The 14,003-nt window shown below is 57.1% G+C and carries 11 protein-coding genes and 1 tRNA gene; 6 read left to right on the forward strand and 6 right to left on the reverse strand.

Going from position 1 to position 14,003, the window contains the following annotated elements; translation table 11 throughout:
• Nucleotides 1-165: 165 nt before the first annotated feature.
• Nucleotides 166-1,230 carry a hypothetical protein gene (locus tag ACVWNW_RS07115; protein WP_454481950.1) on the reverse strand — a complete coding sequence of 355 codons (1,065 nt, stop codon included), beginning with the start codon at nucleotides 1,228-1,230 and terminating at the stop codon, nucleotides 166-168.
• A 135-nt stretch (nucleotides 1,231-1,365) separates the two neighbouring features.
• Complete coding sequence (locus ACVWNW_RS07120) at nucleotides 1,366-2,217, reverse strand: AraC family transcriptional regulator (RefSeq protein ID WP_186363862.1); 852 nt, start codon at nucleotides 2,215-2,217, stop codon at nucleotides 1,366-1,368.
• A gap of 266 nt (nucleotides 2,218-2,483) precedes the next feature.
• Here ACVWNW_RS07120 and ACVWNW_RS07125 point away from each other — a divergent pair, with 266 nt between their 5' ends.
• The 4 genes from ACVWNW_RS07125 (at nucleotide 2,484) to ACVWNW_RS07140 (ending at nucleotide 7,798) form a co-directional block, all read left to right on the forward strand.
• On the forward strand, nucleotides 2,484-3,983 hold the full coding sequence (locus ACVWNW_RS07125) for an oligopeptide:H+ symporter (RefSeq protein ID WP_110424991.1): 1,500 nt from the start codon (nucleotides 2,484-2,486) through the stop codon (nucleotides 3,981-3,983).
• Nucleotides 3,980-6,151: a glycoside hydrolase family 127 protein gene (locus tag ACVWNW_RS07130; RefSeq protein ID WP_198229512.1), complete on the forward strand. Its 2,172-nt coding sequence runs from the start codon at nucleotides 3,980-3,982 to the stop codon at nucleotides 6,149-6,151. The genes ACVWNW_RS07125 and ACVWNW_RS07130 overlap by 4 nt, the downstream gene beginning before the upstream one ends.
• A 400-nt stretch (nucleotides 6,152-6,551) precedes the next feature.
• Nucleotides 6,552-6,722, forward strand: coding sequence for a hypothetical protein (locus ACVWNW_RS07135; RefSeq protein ID WP_454481953.1), 171 nt, complete (start codon nucleotides 6,552-6,554; stop codon nucleotides 6,720-6,722).
• A 221-nt stretch (nucleotides 6,723-6,943) separates the two neighbouring features.
• Nucleotides 6,944-7,798, forward strand: coding sequence for an AraC family transcriptional regulator (locus ACVWNW_RS07140; protein ID WP_454481955.1), 855 nt, complete (start codon nucleotides 6,944-6,946; stop codon nucleotides 7,796-7,798).
• A gap of 288 nt (nucleotides 7,799-8,086) precedes the next feature.
• On the opposite strand, the gene ACVWNW_RS07145 is transcribed toward ACVWNW_RS07140, so the two are convergent.
• The gene (locus ACVWNW_RS07145) at nucleotides 8,087-8,968 is read right to left on the reverse strand and encodes a class I SAM-dependent methyltransferase (protein ID WP_454481957.1); all 882 of its coding nucleotides are present in this window, start codon (nucleotides 8,966-8,968) and stop codon (nucleotides 8,087-8,089) included.
• Between the two features lie 716 nt (nucleotides 8,969-9,684).
• Here ACVWNW_RS07145 and ACVWNW_RS07150 point away from each other — a divergent pair.
• Entirely contained in the window at nucleotides 9,685-10,404 is a 720-nt protein-coding gene (locus ACVWNW_RS07150; protein ID WP_454481959.1) for a Fic family protein, read from the forward strand.
• A 298-nt stretch (nucleotides 10,405-10,702) separates the two neighbouring features.
• Here ACVWNW_RS07150 and ACVWNW_RS07155 read toward each other — a convergent pair.
• Nucleotides 10,703-10,775: transfer RNA gene (locus tag ACVWNW_RS07155), tRNA-Arg, on the reverse strand.
• 195 nt (nucleotides 10,776-10,970) lie between these two features.
• Between ACVWNW_RS07155 and ACVWNW_RS07160 the strand changes: the two genes are divergently transcribed.
• The gene (locus ACVWNW_RS07160) at nucleotides 10,971-11,996 is read left to right on the forward strand and encodes an endonuclease/exonuclease/phosphatase family protein (RefSeq protein WP_454481961.1); all 1,026 of its coding nucleotides are present in this window, start codon (nucleotides 10,971-10,973) and stop codon (nucleotides 11,994-11,996) included.
• Nucleotides 11,997-12,002: 6 nt separating this feature from the next.
• Here the strand turns inward: ACVWNW_RS07160 and ACVWNW_RS07165 are convergent, their stop codons facing one another.
• Together ACVWNW_RS07165 and xseA are read right to left on the reverse strand one after the other, a co-directional pair.
• The gene (locus ACVWNW_RS07165; protein ID WP_046322615.1) at nucleotides 12,003-12,326 is read right to left on the reverse strand and encodes an exodeoxyribonuclease VII small subunit; all 324 of its coding nucleotides are present in this window, start codon (nucleotides 12,324-12,326) and stop codon (nucleotides 12,003-12,005) included.
• A 96-nt stretch (nucleotides 12,327-12,422) separates the two neighbouring features.
• Nucleotides 12,423-13,709, reverse strand: a complete 1,287-nt coding sequence (xseA, locus tag ACVWNW_RS07170) for an exodeoxyribonuclease VII large subunit (protein ID WP_461196351.1) — start codon at nucleotides 13,707-13,709, stop codon at nucleotides 12,423-12,425.
• Between the last annotated feature and the right edge of the window lie 294 nt (nucleotides 13,710-14,003).

The following is a 14,003-nucleotide window of genomic DNA, read 5'->3' on the forward strand; positions in this document are numbered from 1 at the left end:
CTAAGTATACAAAATACTTGCCGACTCGATATTTGCCGACTTGTATCATTCGCGGTCGAATGCTGGCCGTATTGACCTGGTTAGCAGCCACTCTTTCTGTTAATCGGGTTAGCATCACGCGCGATTCCCACTGTCTGCAGACCCGAAGTCGCAGCGGGTGTGCTCTCAGGGTAGCTGGTCCATATGCCCGCTGTAGTCATGGTTGACCGGGTTGGTGTTCCAGGGGTAGGGCAGTGCAGTCTGCGGATAGATGTCCGCCAGCAGGTCGTAGCCGGTCGGGTCGTATTCGCGTAGCTCGTTCCTGGTGTTAAGTGGGCCCCGGACGCCGTCCCAGTTGTCATCGGCGCTCTCAGCCATGACGTTGAACCACATGGAGGTCAGGGTGGCGAAGTACTCCTCGATGTTGCCCATCAAGTAGGTGTGGGGCCAGAGACCCGTCTCCTGTGCATGGCTGTAGGCGGCTTGGATTCGGTGAGCCAGGCTCTGGTCCTCCAGGCGGTTGACGCCCAGCAGGTGGATGGCGTGGCCGAATTCATGGGCCAGTATGGACTCATTGGGGTAGCGGGTCTGATGCACGCCCTCGGTGATGCGTTCGATGTTGGCGGCGGAGATGGAAGTGATCGGGTCGCCGATCATGCCTCCATAGCCTTCCACCGGCCGATCCATGATCTGGGCGCCGCCGCGATGCTCGGGTATGTCATAGACGTCCTCGTGCAGCCCATAGATGGCGACCCTGGCGCCCTCGGCGATCATGGTCTTGGCTACCTGCGGCGATGCGGACAGCATGGTGTCGATCAGGTCGGCCGCCAGCAGCCGGGTGTGGTGCTTGACGTCGTCCGATGATTCGATGGGGATGCCACAGCGGCAGTTGGTGAACTGGGTGTATTGATAGTGCCAGTTGTTGACCACGATCTCGACCTCCGGGTCGGCATGCTGGCCTTGTCGGTTGACGATGGCCGCGTCCGCACGTATGGTCAGGCGTCCCAGGACAGTGAAATCCAAGGGTTCCCTGGTGATCAGCGTGGACCGTTTTTTGATGGGTTCATAGACGTTGAGCAGGTTCCACTCCACGTCGGTCCTCTCCATCAGTGGCAGAGGATGCTCGTCCAGGGAAAGGCGGAAATGCCGGGGATCGGCGGCTCCTTTCACCTCCTGATCCCAGTAGAGTTCGATGCGTCGAGAATCGATCATCTGGCTGAAAATCACCCGGGGTGGATTGGTATGAGGCATTGGGGATCTCCCTTCATTGCGGAATCACCTTGTTGTTTTCATCCTATGGGACTTATGGGCGAAACCTCTTTGGCGGGGAGGATTGAGTCAATAAAAACCACCTATTGTTCCCTTCGCTCGACCCTGTGGTCGGCTTCAGTGGGAGTTGAAGTGGCGCTGATGAAAGGTTCTGCGGTAGCGTGTGGGGCTGATGCCGGTGCTGCGTTTGAACACCTTCATGAAGTATTTGTCGTCCTTGTAACCGACGATGGCCCCGATGCTTTCCACTGTGTCGTCGGTCTCCACCAGCAGCGACTTGGCCGCCTCCATGCGGAAGCGTTCGATCTCCTGGGAAATGGTGATGCCGAACTTCTGCCGGTATTTGCGAGACAGGTAGCTCTTGTTGTAGTTGAAGTAGTCGGCGATCTGCCCCAGGCTGATGGGTCCCAGAGCGTGGATGCGGATCCAGTCGCGCACCGGCTGCAGCTCGTGCAGATTCATGGATTGGGTGTGCAGCAGCTGCCTGGTCTGCATAGTCACCTCGTAGAGCACACAGGCCAGGATGGCGTTCAGATAGCGTTGGTCGCCGTGCATCTGGCAGACGTCCAGCAGTTGGTTGGTGATGACGGTGATTCGATCCATGAGCAGATTCTCACTGTAGGCAGGCAGGAGGATGCTCGAAGTCTCATCAACAATGGGGTCATCGCCAGTGCCCTCGACTGGGGTCAGGCCGGGCAGACTGAAATGCATCCAATCGAACTTCAGGCTTTCGGTGATGGTGCGGAATCCCTTGTGCTCCAGTTCGGGCGGGACGATCAGGAAGGTGCCGGGCCCGACCATGTAGCGTGTGTCGCCAATCTGCAGGGGCAGCAAGCCTTGGATGTTGCAGATGATTTCGAAGGTGCTGATGATGCGTCTGCTGTGCTGCCAGCCCGGGTCGCCGATGAAGGTGCCGGCAGAGACCAGCTCGGGCTGGGGATGGCTTTCCTGGTCATAGAACAATGTCATGAAAGTCGACCTCTCATCGGGAAGAATCGGTAAAAATGCTCCACGTATTGTGAATTCTAAGCCACCAGACACGAAATGCACCCCCGTTACCATTGAAGTCAGCATAGGCAGTGGGGCCTAAGCAAGTCAGAAGGAGACGGAACGACTGTGGCAGACCGGACCATACCAGCGCAGGGGTCGGTGACCCAGGTGGCTGTAAAGAATCTATACCTCAAAATCATCCACCTTTTCTATAAATTCACCACCATTCCGGGAGCGATGCAATCATGAAACACACGGAGAGCACCTTGGAAGAGGTCAGGGACGACAAGGGTTTCTTCGGACACCCTCGTGCCATCGGGACCCTGGCTCTGGGCAATTTCTGCAACTCGGCCGCCTGGGGCGCCTTCTACGCCCTGATGATCTACTACCTCTACACCCCCTTCTCCAAGGGGCTGGGGTTCTCCCAAGGGGATGCGGCTCTGATGATCGCGGCCATGGGTGCGGCCAACGGACTGCTCAATATCGTGGGTAGCTGGCTGTCCGACAGGGTCCTGGGAATGCGTAAGGCACTGATCCTAGGCAACCTGCTCAAGGCCATAGCCTTCTTCATCCTGGCTATACCGCCGACCAGTCAGGTCTTCGGGCAGACCATGGCCTACATCGCCCTGGTGCTGCTGTCCATGCCCATCATGGGTATGTCCAACGCCTCCCTGACCGGGCAGCTCTACCGCAAGGAGGACGCTCGCAGGCGCGACGCGGCCTTCACCATCCACCAGTTCGCCAACACGGTGGCTGGGATCATCACCCCGGTCGTGGTTGGCCAGATCGGTCTGAGCAACTACCATATCGGCTTCGCTGTGGCAGGGGTCTTCGCACTGCTATACGGCGCGGCCATCTTCTTCACCCAGTATCGGTTCTTCGGACCCCTGGGTGAGGCTCCCATCAAGCCCCTGTCGGCCCGGGAGCGCCAGCGGATACTCAAGGGTCTGGTCATCGGGTTGGTTGTGCTGGCTCTGGTCATCGCCGCCCTGGTGCTGACCAAGCATTTCAACCTGAATGCCATCATCAACGCCGTCACCACCTTCGCCTTCGTAGTGCCCATCTGCTTCCTGGTCAACCTGTTCACCAAAAAGGACCTGACTGTCCGTGATCACACCCACCTTCGGGCCTTTCTCTGGTTCTTCTTCGCTCAGATTGTCATGGCCCTGGGCGCCACCCTGCTGACCAGCGCCATTGCCATCTTCCTGGACAAGAAGGTCAACCGGGTGATCTTCGGCATCACCATCGCCCCGGGTTCACTCCAGGTCATCTACATGGTCATGGATCTGATAGCCGGCCCCATCTTCATCTTCCTGTGGACCAAGACTCGTGCCGGAGCAATCCGGACCACCTATAAGTATGGTATGGGGTTGCTGGTCACGGCTCTGGCCTTCTTCACGCTGACCATACCCTCTCTGATTCTGGGCGGAAGCGGATCCTCCGGCTACTCCCTTTGGTGGGTGCTCATCTACTACGCCTTCATGGCCCTGTCTGACCAGCTTGTGGGTCCGATCGGCAGTTCACTGGTCTCGGGACTTTCTCCTGAATCCTATGAGACCCAGCTACAGACGGCATGGAACCAGACTGCAGCCATCGGCAATGCCATTGCCATCATCTTCTTCAAATTCTTCCAGACGGCCGACCAGCAGGTCTATCTCTTCCCCATCGTTGCGGTGGCCTTGGTGGCCGTTGCGCTGGTGCTGACCGTCTTCAGCCGTCACATAGAAAGGCAGATGGCAGCATGAGTCAGCAATTCAATATGAGCCGGCCTATTGAGATCAGCCAGGCCAGTGTCGACGACCCCTTCTGGTCGGCCGAACAGGAGCTGGTTAGAACAGCGGTCCTGCCCTACCAATGGAGGGCGCTCAACGACCAGGTGCCTGGTGCTTCGCCCAGCTACTGTATGCACAACTTCCGCGCCGCCGCCGCGCTCAACAAGAGGCTGAATGGGCAGGAGGGGAGCGGAGACTTCCAGCCGCCGACTTACACCAATCAGGGATTCCACTGCCTGCCGGAAGACCCGGATCATCCCGATCCGGACAAGTTCTATGGTTACGTTTTCCAGGACACCGACTTCTCCAAATGGGTGGAGGCCGTGGGGTACTCGCTGGCGCATCATCCGGATGCCGAGCTGGAGCGGCTGGCCGACGGGGCCATCGACATCGTCTGTGCGGCCCAGCTGGACAGCGGATACCTGGATACCTACTACATCCTCAACGGGATGAACCGGCACTTCACCAATCTCAAGGATCATCATGAGCTCTACTGCCTGGGCCATCTGATTGAAGGCGCCATCGCCTATTACCAGGGCACGGGCAAGACCAAGCTTTTGCATGCGGCCGAGCGGTTCGCCGACTATGTAGCCGCGACCTTCGGGCCGGGCGACAATCAGCTACATGGCTATCCGGGTCATGAGATTGCCGAGATGGCTCTGATCCGCCTGTACGAGACCACCGGAATCAAGCGATATTTGGATCTGGCGGCCTACTTTGTTAATCAGCGGGGAACAAGCCCCCTCTATTTCGAGCAGGAGGATCGGCAGAGGGCAGCCTATGAGCATGCCGACTTCACTGTCGACGACAGCAGGCCAGCACCCTATGCCTACTACCAGGCCCATGAGCCGGTGGCTCAGCAACGTCAAGCCGTGGGTCATGCGGTCAGGGCCGGGTATCTGTACGCCGGAGCTGCCGATGTGGCCCGGCTGACCGAGGATCCTGCACTGAATGAGGCGGTGCATGCCCTCTGGCGTGACATCGTTGACAAGAAACTCTACGTCACGGGAGGGGTGGGCGCCGATGCTGATGCCGAATCGCACTCCTATGCCTATGACCTGCCCAACGACACCGGATATTGTGAGACCTGCGCCTCTGTGGCCATGGTCTTCTTTGCGCGGAGAATGCTGCAGTTGGATCCCAGGTCCGAATATGCCGACGTGATGGAGCTGGCCCTCTATAACACAGTGCTTGACGGCATGGCCATGGATGGCAAGAGCTTCTTCTATGGCAATCCCCTCGAGGTCAGGCCGCAGACCAAGCGGAACAAGAATCCCCGCTACAGCTACGTGCCCATCGTGCGCAAACGGTGGTTCGGTTGCGCCTGCTGCCCGCCCAACCTGGCACGGCTGGTCGAATCGGTGCAGGATTACGCATACACCTTGGCCGAGGATGGGTCCACGCTCTTTGTGCACCTCTACATCGGAGGTAGGATCCAGGCGGACCTGGGAGAGGGGTCAATCGAACTACGGGTGCAATCGGAACTGCCTTGGAAGGGCCGAATCCGCCTAAAGGTCGAGGCTTCCGGTGATGGCCAGACCACCCTGGCTCTCCGTCTGCCTTCCTGGGCTGGCGGCGATGCAGCCGCCGATGCGGTGACGGTTCACACAGGCCAAGGTTCCTCGGCTGTCATCAGTCGACGTGTGGAACAGGGGTACCTCTATCTTTCCGGTCCCTGGAAGCAGGGCGATTGGATCGACATCGACTTCGACATGCCAGTGCGTGTCGCTGCCGCCAATCCTCTGGTCAGTCAGGATGCGGGCAAGGTGGCGGTGACCAGGGGACCTATGGTCTACTGCGCCGAGGAAAGGGACAATGGGGCCAACCTGCACCTGTTGCATCTGGACGGCAGCGCCTTGTCGGGTGATGCAAGCCGTGTGAAGGTCGAGCCCTTCATCTTCCAGGCTGGGGCATATCTTGACGATCCTCAGGCCGAAGGCCATGTCGACACAGTCAGCCGCAGCATGGTCAGACTGCAGGTGCCCGCCTGGCGGGAGCCTGCAGAGGGAGCTGATACTGCTCCGCTCTACCGTCAATGGCAACCGGTCCGTCGTATGCCGACCACAGCCACCCTGATTCCCTATTTCGCCTGGTCCAACCGTGGCGAAAACGAGATGAGGGTTTTCCTGGACGTGGACTGAAGGCCGCCATCCCTCAAGCACGCTGCGGTTTCTGAGAGTGGCGCAGAGTGGCCAGTATCAGCAGAATCTCCAGGGCGCCAACGAGCTCAAATGTTCTTCTCGGTCAGATTGTTGGCTACATAATGAATAATCTCCCGGGTATCGACAAGCGTGTATAGGTTGTCGACGTAGCCCTCGGAATCCTTGCGTTTGTTCCTGAGATTTGCGAAATTCTGTCGGGTGGTAACTTCTGCGGACGGAGGTCAAGTGCAATTCATCTGCAGTTTTGAAGTCTCGATAGCTGTTGCTCCTTATTTGAGCGGTGGCAGGCTTGTAGGATCCATGCTGCATTCAGCACCGTTACCCAAATGATCAGTATTTCAACAGCCGTCGTCGGGCCGGTGCCAGGGCGGCAAGCGATGTGATCGCTGGTCACGCCACTGTGCCCTTCGAGGTCTATGCGCGGACCGTATTCGCTGTTGACATCTATTCTGACTACACCGGCAAGAAGATCACTCTGAAACAAGGTGTGGATGTCTGGCAGAAGCACCTTAAGGAATGTAGTCAGCAACAGGGCTTCAACGTACACTGATCTTCTTAAAGTAAATGGGAGCTTTGCCATTGCCTTGTATTGTTTGAGTATGAGACAACGGCATTGCCGTATCGGCAAGGATAAAGCTCCAAGGCTGATGTATGTATTGTCTCCTGGCTCCATGCGTAAGGTCGAAGCCAACGGTTGTTTGCTTAGTCTTGAGTTCGTTTAGAGGTCGTCAGGAGCAACTGTCGTGATTCGTGCGGAAAGGAGGGTGCATCGTGGCGAAGCCTGCTGAGCACGGCATCGATGTCAATGCTTCTGACTTTTTGATTCACACTCCTTCAGCCATCGCGCGCACGACCTTTTTCTATCCGCTACGGGTGGGCAAATTCTCCTATGAACCCGGTTATAGGCTGGAGCGGCGATCATTTGACAGTTATCTGATCATTCATATCGATAGCGGCAGGCTGACGCTGAATCTGCCTGAAGGCTCGTTCGTAGCTGAGGAAGGCCGGTTTGCGTTGGTCAATTGCTATGCGCACCATGCGTATGGTACCGATGTCCCAACGACCGCTCAATGGCTCCACTTCGACGGCATCATGGCTCGGCCCTACTACGACTACATCATCAGGAAGCTGGGCAATGTCTTCATGCTCTCCTCCGAGACCTACGCCTTGGAGCAAATGCGGACCATTACCTCTTTGATGACGTCGGAAAACGGTTATTCGGAAGCGAGGATGTCCAAATACATCACCGACCTGCTCACCGAGTTTGCCGATGAGCAGCCGCGCTCCTTCAAACGAAAACAGGAGGAGGTGGTTGAGGACACGATTGCCTATGTGTCCTCCCACTTGTATGAGCCGCTCACCGTCTCCGAGCTGGCCAAACGAGTCTTTCTGAGCGAGTACCACTTCATTCGATTGTTCAAGCAGGAAACAGGCATCACGCCGCATGCCTACCTGGTGGATTCCCGGATCCATGCGGTGCAGTATTTGCTGGTAAACACCGGAATGTCCATACGACAGATTTGTCAGCAGTGCGGTTTCACATCCGAATCCTCACTGTGTGTCTCTTTTAAGAAGAGCACGGGCATGACGCCCATGAAGTATCGCAGACTCAAGCAGGGCGGGTGACTGACGGGAGTCATTGGGCTGTTGGCTCCAGCAGCTTACCTGTATAATCGCATTTCTAAAATGCGCGTTTTACCCATTCTTACAGCCCGGCCTTCCACGGATCTGTCCCTCGACATAGGCAGGTTGAAAGTGAACGATAATGCCTTATCGTAATTCGGTATGGAATGCTGCTGTTAATTCCGTTGCGCAATTTATGCTGCAACGGAATTAACAGCAGCCAATCTGCCGGGCAGGCCGCCGGGCCAAGTCAGGCCATGTCTCAGCAAAACCACGCTCGTACTTGCTCAGTCAGGCTTTCTTTCTAGCTACCATCGAGAAGGTCAGGGGGATTTGAGGCTGATTGTGGGGCATGATCCATCCCTGCAGTTCTGGGCTGTACTCAAGCATTGGCAGTGACTGCCAGTCGTCCACATTATGCTCGCCGATGGCCTCTATAGTCAGTCCGGCATCCAGAAGAGCGCTGCTTATTTCCTGGAAGTCATGAGCCCAATTGTGATTGGTGGTATGGGTAATTTGGGGTTTTGTCCCATCCTCGAGCGAGTCGGTTGCTGACGTGTAGCTTTGATCCGTCTCGTAGGTCGTTTCTGTTCCGCCAAAATAATCTTGAACTATCGACATGCCCTCGTTGTTCAAGGCGAAAAGCAGGGGATGGTTGTCGCGGATCATGAATATTCCTCCGTCTGCTAGCAGGGAGGCGATTGAACGAGCCCAGTCCTTCAGATCGGGAAGCCAGGTGATGGTTCCGCAGCTGGTGACGATTACATCGAACGAGCCTTTCTGATCAGGCATGGCATCGGCAGCGCATCGAGCATCGCTTTGAACATAGGTTATGGATGCTCCGGCCCGTTCAGATAGCTTCCTGGCATAATCCAGCGAGGTGGGAGAGAAATCCAGTCCATATACGTCTCGTGCTCCCAAACGCCACCATGAGATGGTATCAGAGCCTATATGGCATTGCAGATGCAAAAGGTGCAACCCTTTGATGCTGTGTTCTGGCAGATGGGGCTTCAAAACCTCCAGATCGCGCAGGGTTACTGACGACAGGGCCGATGGATCATCCGCAAAAGCGTCAAGGTCTCCATAGCCACCGTTGGCATGCACAACTGCCCTGTCATTCCAGTTGAGGAGATTATCCTCTACATCCTCGTTCTGGTGCATTTGATGAGACATGGCGTTCCTTTCGGATGAGGCTTATCGACAATGATCGAGCCGGTCAAGGTTCAAAACAGGTTTTCAAGTGCAGATTCGTGCAGATTTGTTAGTCATGCGCGAATATGCAACTTTTTTATTATCCTCAATATCCATGACGTTGGCAAATACGGGGTGTCCAGGAGTGATGCGAATACTGCAATAGTATTTTTAACTTTGAGTTGAGTCTTTCCCAACTATCGATTGCGTTATGGTCCAAATATCAGGTTCTGCTATGGTGTCAACAAGTCTATCGATGCTGTGTCATGAACTATGGGATACAACATCTTATCGGCTACCACGCCATGCAAGCCCCCCCCCCCCTGGATTCTTTTGAAAGCGTTGTGCAGGACACAGAGTGCTACAAGTCCAGGCACGGGAAGGGGGATGTAAGCCCTCTCGACAATGAACTTTTCGGTTTCCTTGTCTTGTATACGTGACACCTGAAAATGGGATGCTCGATAAGCAGCACGACGCAACAGGAAAGAGGAACACGTGAATACCATGAGCAAGAATCCGGCAAACATGTTCGAGCGACTGGTTCCTGGACATAGTAAGTGTCGCCGCCGCATTGAGGATTTGCCCACTGGAGTTGAGCTCTTTGCGGCTGGTCGGTCGGAAGCCGGGCGAGAACAGCTGATGCAGAATACGGCTGGCATGAGAGAATCTAAGCAGAACAGGAACGGAAGGAAACGCACATGTGCGAGTACGGATCGCTGAGCACCAAACAACTTGCCGGGCTCCTGTACTCCATGGGCCGCACCTTTGATGGGCTGCAGTCGACTTTCATGGCCACTGAGGAGTTCCTGCGCACCGGCAATCCCCAGGTCGTCAATTCCAAGGCCGACTACAACCTTCTGCTAGATTTGCGGCAGGCTGCGGACTACACCCTGCACTACGACTATGCTCGCGAGCCGATCGACCTGGTCTACGTGAAGTCCATCAACGCGCAGTTGACAAGGACTGCTGCCATGGAACCAGGCAAGCTGCGCGACGAACGCACCCCCGTCATGGTCAGCACCCCTTTGGGGAGGTACGAGCCACCCGTGCCTGATTCTGCCACCATTGCATCCCTGATAAAAAGCACCGTTGGGGGAGCAACTGGAGAAGACATCCTGGAAGATGCGGTGCGTCTTTTTGCCGGACTGGCCAAGATGCAGCCATTTGGCGACGGCAATAAGAGGACTGCGCTGCTCGCTGGCAATGGGCTGCTGATCGTGCATGGCGGCCGGCATCCGCTCACTGTGCCCACCAGTGATAAGGACAGGACCTGGTTCAACCGGGAGCTGGCCGCTTATTATCTCAACAGCGATCAGACAATCATTCGCCACTTGGCCAAGTGGAACAGGCAGCATGTATTGCAGGCTGAGCATTGGGATAACAGGGACGATATGCCATCCTCAGATGGACGTCCCTGACCTGTAACGCCCCTCGCCTTGGGCTGGTAATGGTCAAACGAGCGCAGTGATCAGCACATGGTGTTAGTCAGACATGACCTCATCGACTGCTCTGACTTCGAAGCATACCCGGCAGCTGTATCAGCCGGACCGCGTATAAGCTCGACTAACGGTACCGAAACCTCCTCCAATGTACATGTGCGGAAGCTAGTAGCGGGGGATACCCGTTGGCGATGCGCCAGAATATGGGAAGTCTTAGGGTTGGGAAATGGTTGCGAAGAGCAAGGCCAAGTACTTCCTTAAGCCTGAACCTTTAGGGTGCCCCGGATGCGATTCGAACGCACGACACCTTCTTTAGGAGAGAAGTGCTCTATCCCCTGAGCTACCGGGGCAACGGAAACTACTGTACCACGAAGTGGGACTTGGGCAGGTCGCTGGTGTGCGGGCTAGCACCGTTCCCTTTCTGAAGAAGTTAGGTTCATATACCCGTCCGCCATACGGTCGTGGTTTACAATTGCTCAACGGTCGAGCTGACTGTGTGTTCCTTGGAAGGGGACCGGGTCGGCGATGATTTTCTGGAGGAGACCATGGCGAGATTCAGACAGTCCTTCCTGGTGAGGCACGTCTTTGGGTGGGTGGCCAGGCTGCTGGCGTTGGCCAGCTTGCTGGCTCTGGCGGCGCGTGCCTGTCCGGCATGGCTGTCGTCGATCCCATATTTGCCGGATCTGGCCGCTCTGACGCCCTGGTTCATCCTCTTGGGTCTGTTGGCCCTGCTCCTGGCTCTGATGTCTTCACGATGGTTCACGGCTTTGTTGCTTATCGCCGCCTTGGCCCTGAATGTCTACTGGCAGTATCCCTTCTACCAGGAAGGACCCGAGCTCAATGGCCAAGCTGATCAACTCGCAGCTCTTGAGCATCCCGACCGATACGACGATGTGGCCCGGGTCATGACGCTGAACGTCTACAAAGGACAGGCCGATGCCGATCAGGTAGTCAAGACTGTCAGCGACAACCGGGTTGAGGTGCTGGCTCTGCAGGAGGTCAGCAAGGATTTTGTGGACCGTCTTCACAAGGCCGGCATCGACCGCTATCTGCCCCACGAGCAGCTTTCCACATCTTCGAAGGAATACGCCAACGGTCTTTGGACGGCCGCGCCAATGCAGTCGCCCTCAAAGGACGACGTGGGATCTCGCTCCTCCATGATGCCGGCGGCCAGTATTGACTTCGGCAGAGGCAAGACCAGCGTCAGATTCGTCTCGGTCCATACCACCTCGCCGCAACCTGGCAGTTGGAATGCCTGGCGACGCAGCGTGTCCGACCTGGGAAAGCTGCGAAACCACGAGCACACTCGATACGTGCTGATGGGAGATTTCAACGCTACTTATGACCATGCGGTCTTCCGAGACATGTTAGGGGAGCGGTTCAGCGATGGGGCACGTCAGGCCGGGCATGGCATGAGCATGACCTGGCCGGCTGACAGGGCCCCATTGCCCAGGTTGGCGGCCATCGATCATGTTGTGGTGGACCGTGACATCAGAGCTAATCAGCTGCAGGCCGTACCTATTGCAGGTTCGGATCATGCAGCCCTGCTGGCCACGGTGATGGTGGAGTAGGGAACTTCAGGCATCCAAGTTGGATTGTGTGCCAGCCTGGGCTCCGGCGCTGGCCTGCTCCTGCTGGGCGGCATCGAGCTTGGCTCGCACCTGGCCTAGCAGCTCCTGGGCTCGCTTGGCCAAAGCCTCGCCGATTTCCCATTGACGCATGGAGGCATCCAGGTCCAGGCCGCCGGCCTCCAGAGCTTGAACCGCCTGGATCAGCTGGTCTCGGGCCTGCTCATAGGGCAGTTTGGCGATGGTATCGCGTTCCTTCTGGCTCAAGGCCGAAGCCAGTACCGGCTGTTCCTCGCTCTGCTCCTTGGTCTGCGCCTCGTCGGTGTCGCTCATGCCTGCTCCTCTTCTTATCTGGTGAGTTGATCAAATTCCTCAATACTGTGGATGATTATTGCGGACGATTATATGTGACTGACCTCGTGGAATCGGTCACTGCCCGTTGACGACCTTGGTCTCGATTCGGCCCTCTTTGACGGTCAAAGTCAGATCCTGATCGGCCTGAACCTGCTGGGGGCTGATGATCACCTTCCCGTCCAGGGCCTGCACGACTGCGTATCCGCGGTCCAGCGTGGATTGGGGGGAGAGAGCGGTCAGCGAGGACTGGAGCTTCTCCACGGTCAAGGAGGCATCGTCCACGATCCGCCGCAGGGCAATGTCCAGGCGAACCAAGGATTCGTCAACCAACCGCTGGGGCTTGTCCAGCATGGTCTGCGGTTTGGTCAGGCTGGGGCGGTTGGCATATCCCTCAATCAAACGCGTCTCGCCTTGGACCATATTTTCGATACGCGCGTTTATGCGCATTCGGGCCTCCTGGATGATTCCCTCCTGCTCGACCAGGTCGGGCACCACCCGCTTGGCTGCATCAGTAGGGGTGGAGGCGCGTAGATCCGCCGCCAGATCGATAAGGGTCCAGTCGTCCTCGTGGCCGATGGCCGAGACGATGGGGGTGACGCATGCTGCCGTGGCCCGGACTACCGACTCGTCCGAAAATCCGAGCAGATCCTCGAAGCTGCCGCCGCCCCTGGCTACGATGATCACATCCACAGCAGGATCAGCATCCAGCTTTTGGATGGCCTCGACCACCTCGGGCGGGCACTGGGGACCCTGAACGTGGGCGTGCACCACGGAGAATTCGATAGTGGGCCAGCGCAGACGGGCGTTGGTGATCACATCCCCCTCGGCTCTGGCCTTCGGTGCGCAGATCAGGCCGATACGTTGGGGGAACTCGGGCAGGGGAACCTTGTTTTCCGCGTCAAAGAGGCCCTCGCCCTTGAGCTTGCGCCTAAGCTGGTCGATCTGCTCTTTGAGATCGCCGGTGCCTACACGCTTGATCCGGTCGGCCATGAAACTCAGACGGGTCTGTTTGATCCAGAGGTCAGGCCTTCCGTGGACCACCACCCGGTCGCCCTGGCGGAATTCTCGGGCCTGGGCGGCGAATGCTCGAAAGCCCATGACGTTGATGGAAATATCCTCGAAGTTGTCGCGCAGGGTCAGATATGCGGAACCGGTCCGGCGGGTGTTGATCTCCACGATCTGTCCCTCCACCCAGGCTCCGGGCCAGCGGGCCACTGCGTCGTGGTACTTCTGGCTGAGTACGCTGACCGGCCAGGGGTCTTCCTCGGTGGTATCGCGAGCCAGACGGGGAAGCTGATCCAAGGGTTTGGGGGCCAGTCCTGACGATGCTGGTCCAGCAGGTGCGCCCATTGATCCCTGCATGCTTGAACCCATGTATGCTCGCACCTGATGCCTCCTGACCTTCGATTCCTCCAGCCCGACCAACTCATCTGGCATAGCCTGTACAAGGCGGTATTCGGGTTGGTCGGAGAAGGAAACGTTCTTTCAGGGTCTCTCAATACGGGGACAATTCCATATACTCTGCAAGTCCTCTACAGGCCCTCTGCCGGCTGCTCCTGAGTCGATTTCGCCGAGGGCACAGCGGCATTTTCCCACTTGCAAGGAGGCTGGGACTGAGGCGGAAGCGTGGAGGGCAAAGGTTGCAACCAACGCTTT

It is taken from the genome of Bifidobacterium sp. JNUCC 75, assembly GCF_054819865.1.

What these genes read in the sequence shown, in the direction of transcription:
- ACVWNW_RS07115 (WP_454481950.1), bottom strand. Translation starts at nt 1,230, where the DNA reads ATGCCTCATACCAATCCACCCCGGGTGATTTTCAGCCAGATGATCGAT.
- ACVWNW_RS07120 (WP_186363862.1), bottom strand. Translation starts at nt 2,217, where the DNA reads ATGACATTGTTCTATGACCAGGAAAGCCATCCCCAGCCCGAGCTGGTC.
- ACVWNW_RS07125 (WP_110424991.1), top strand. Translation starts at nt 2,484, where the DNA reads ATGAAACACACGGAGAGCACCTTGGAAGAGGTCAGGGACGACAAGGGT.
- ACVWNW_RS07130 (WP_198229512.1), top strand. Translation starts at nt 3,980, where the DNA reads ATGAGTCAGCAATTCAATATGAGCCGGCCTATTGAGATCAGCCAGGCC.
- ACVWNW_RS07145 (WP_454481957.1), bottom strand. Translation starts at nt 8,968, where the DNA reads ATGTCTCATCAAATGCACCAGAACGAGGATGTAGAGGATAATCTCCTC.
- ACVWNW_RS07150 (WP_454481959.1), top strand. Translation starts at nt 9,685, where the DNA reads ATGTGCGAGTACGGATCGCTGAGCACCAAACAACTTGCCGGGCTCCTG.
- ACVWNW_RS07160 (WP_454481961.1), top strand. Translation starts at nt 10,971, where the DNA reads ATGGCGAGATTCAGACAGTCCTTCCTGGTGAGGCACGTCTTTGGGTGG.
- ACVWNW_RS07165 (WP_046322615.1), bottom strand. Translation starts at nt 12,326, where the DNA reads ATGAGCGACACCGACGAGGCGCAGACCAAGGAGCAGAGCGAGGAACAG.
- xseA (WP_461196351.1), bottom strand. Translation starts at nt 13,709, where the DNA reads ATGCAGGGATCAATGGGCGCACCTGCTGGACCAGCATCGTCAGGACTG.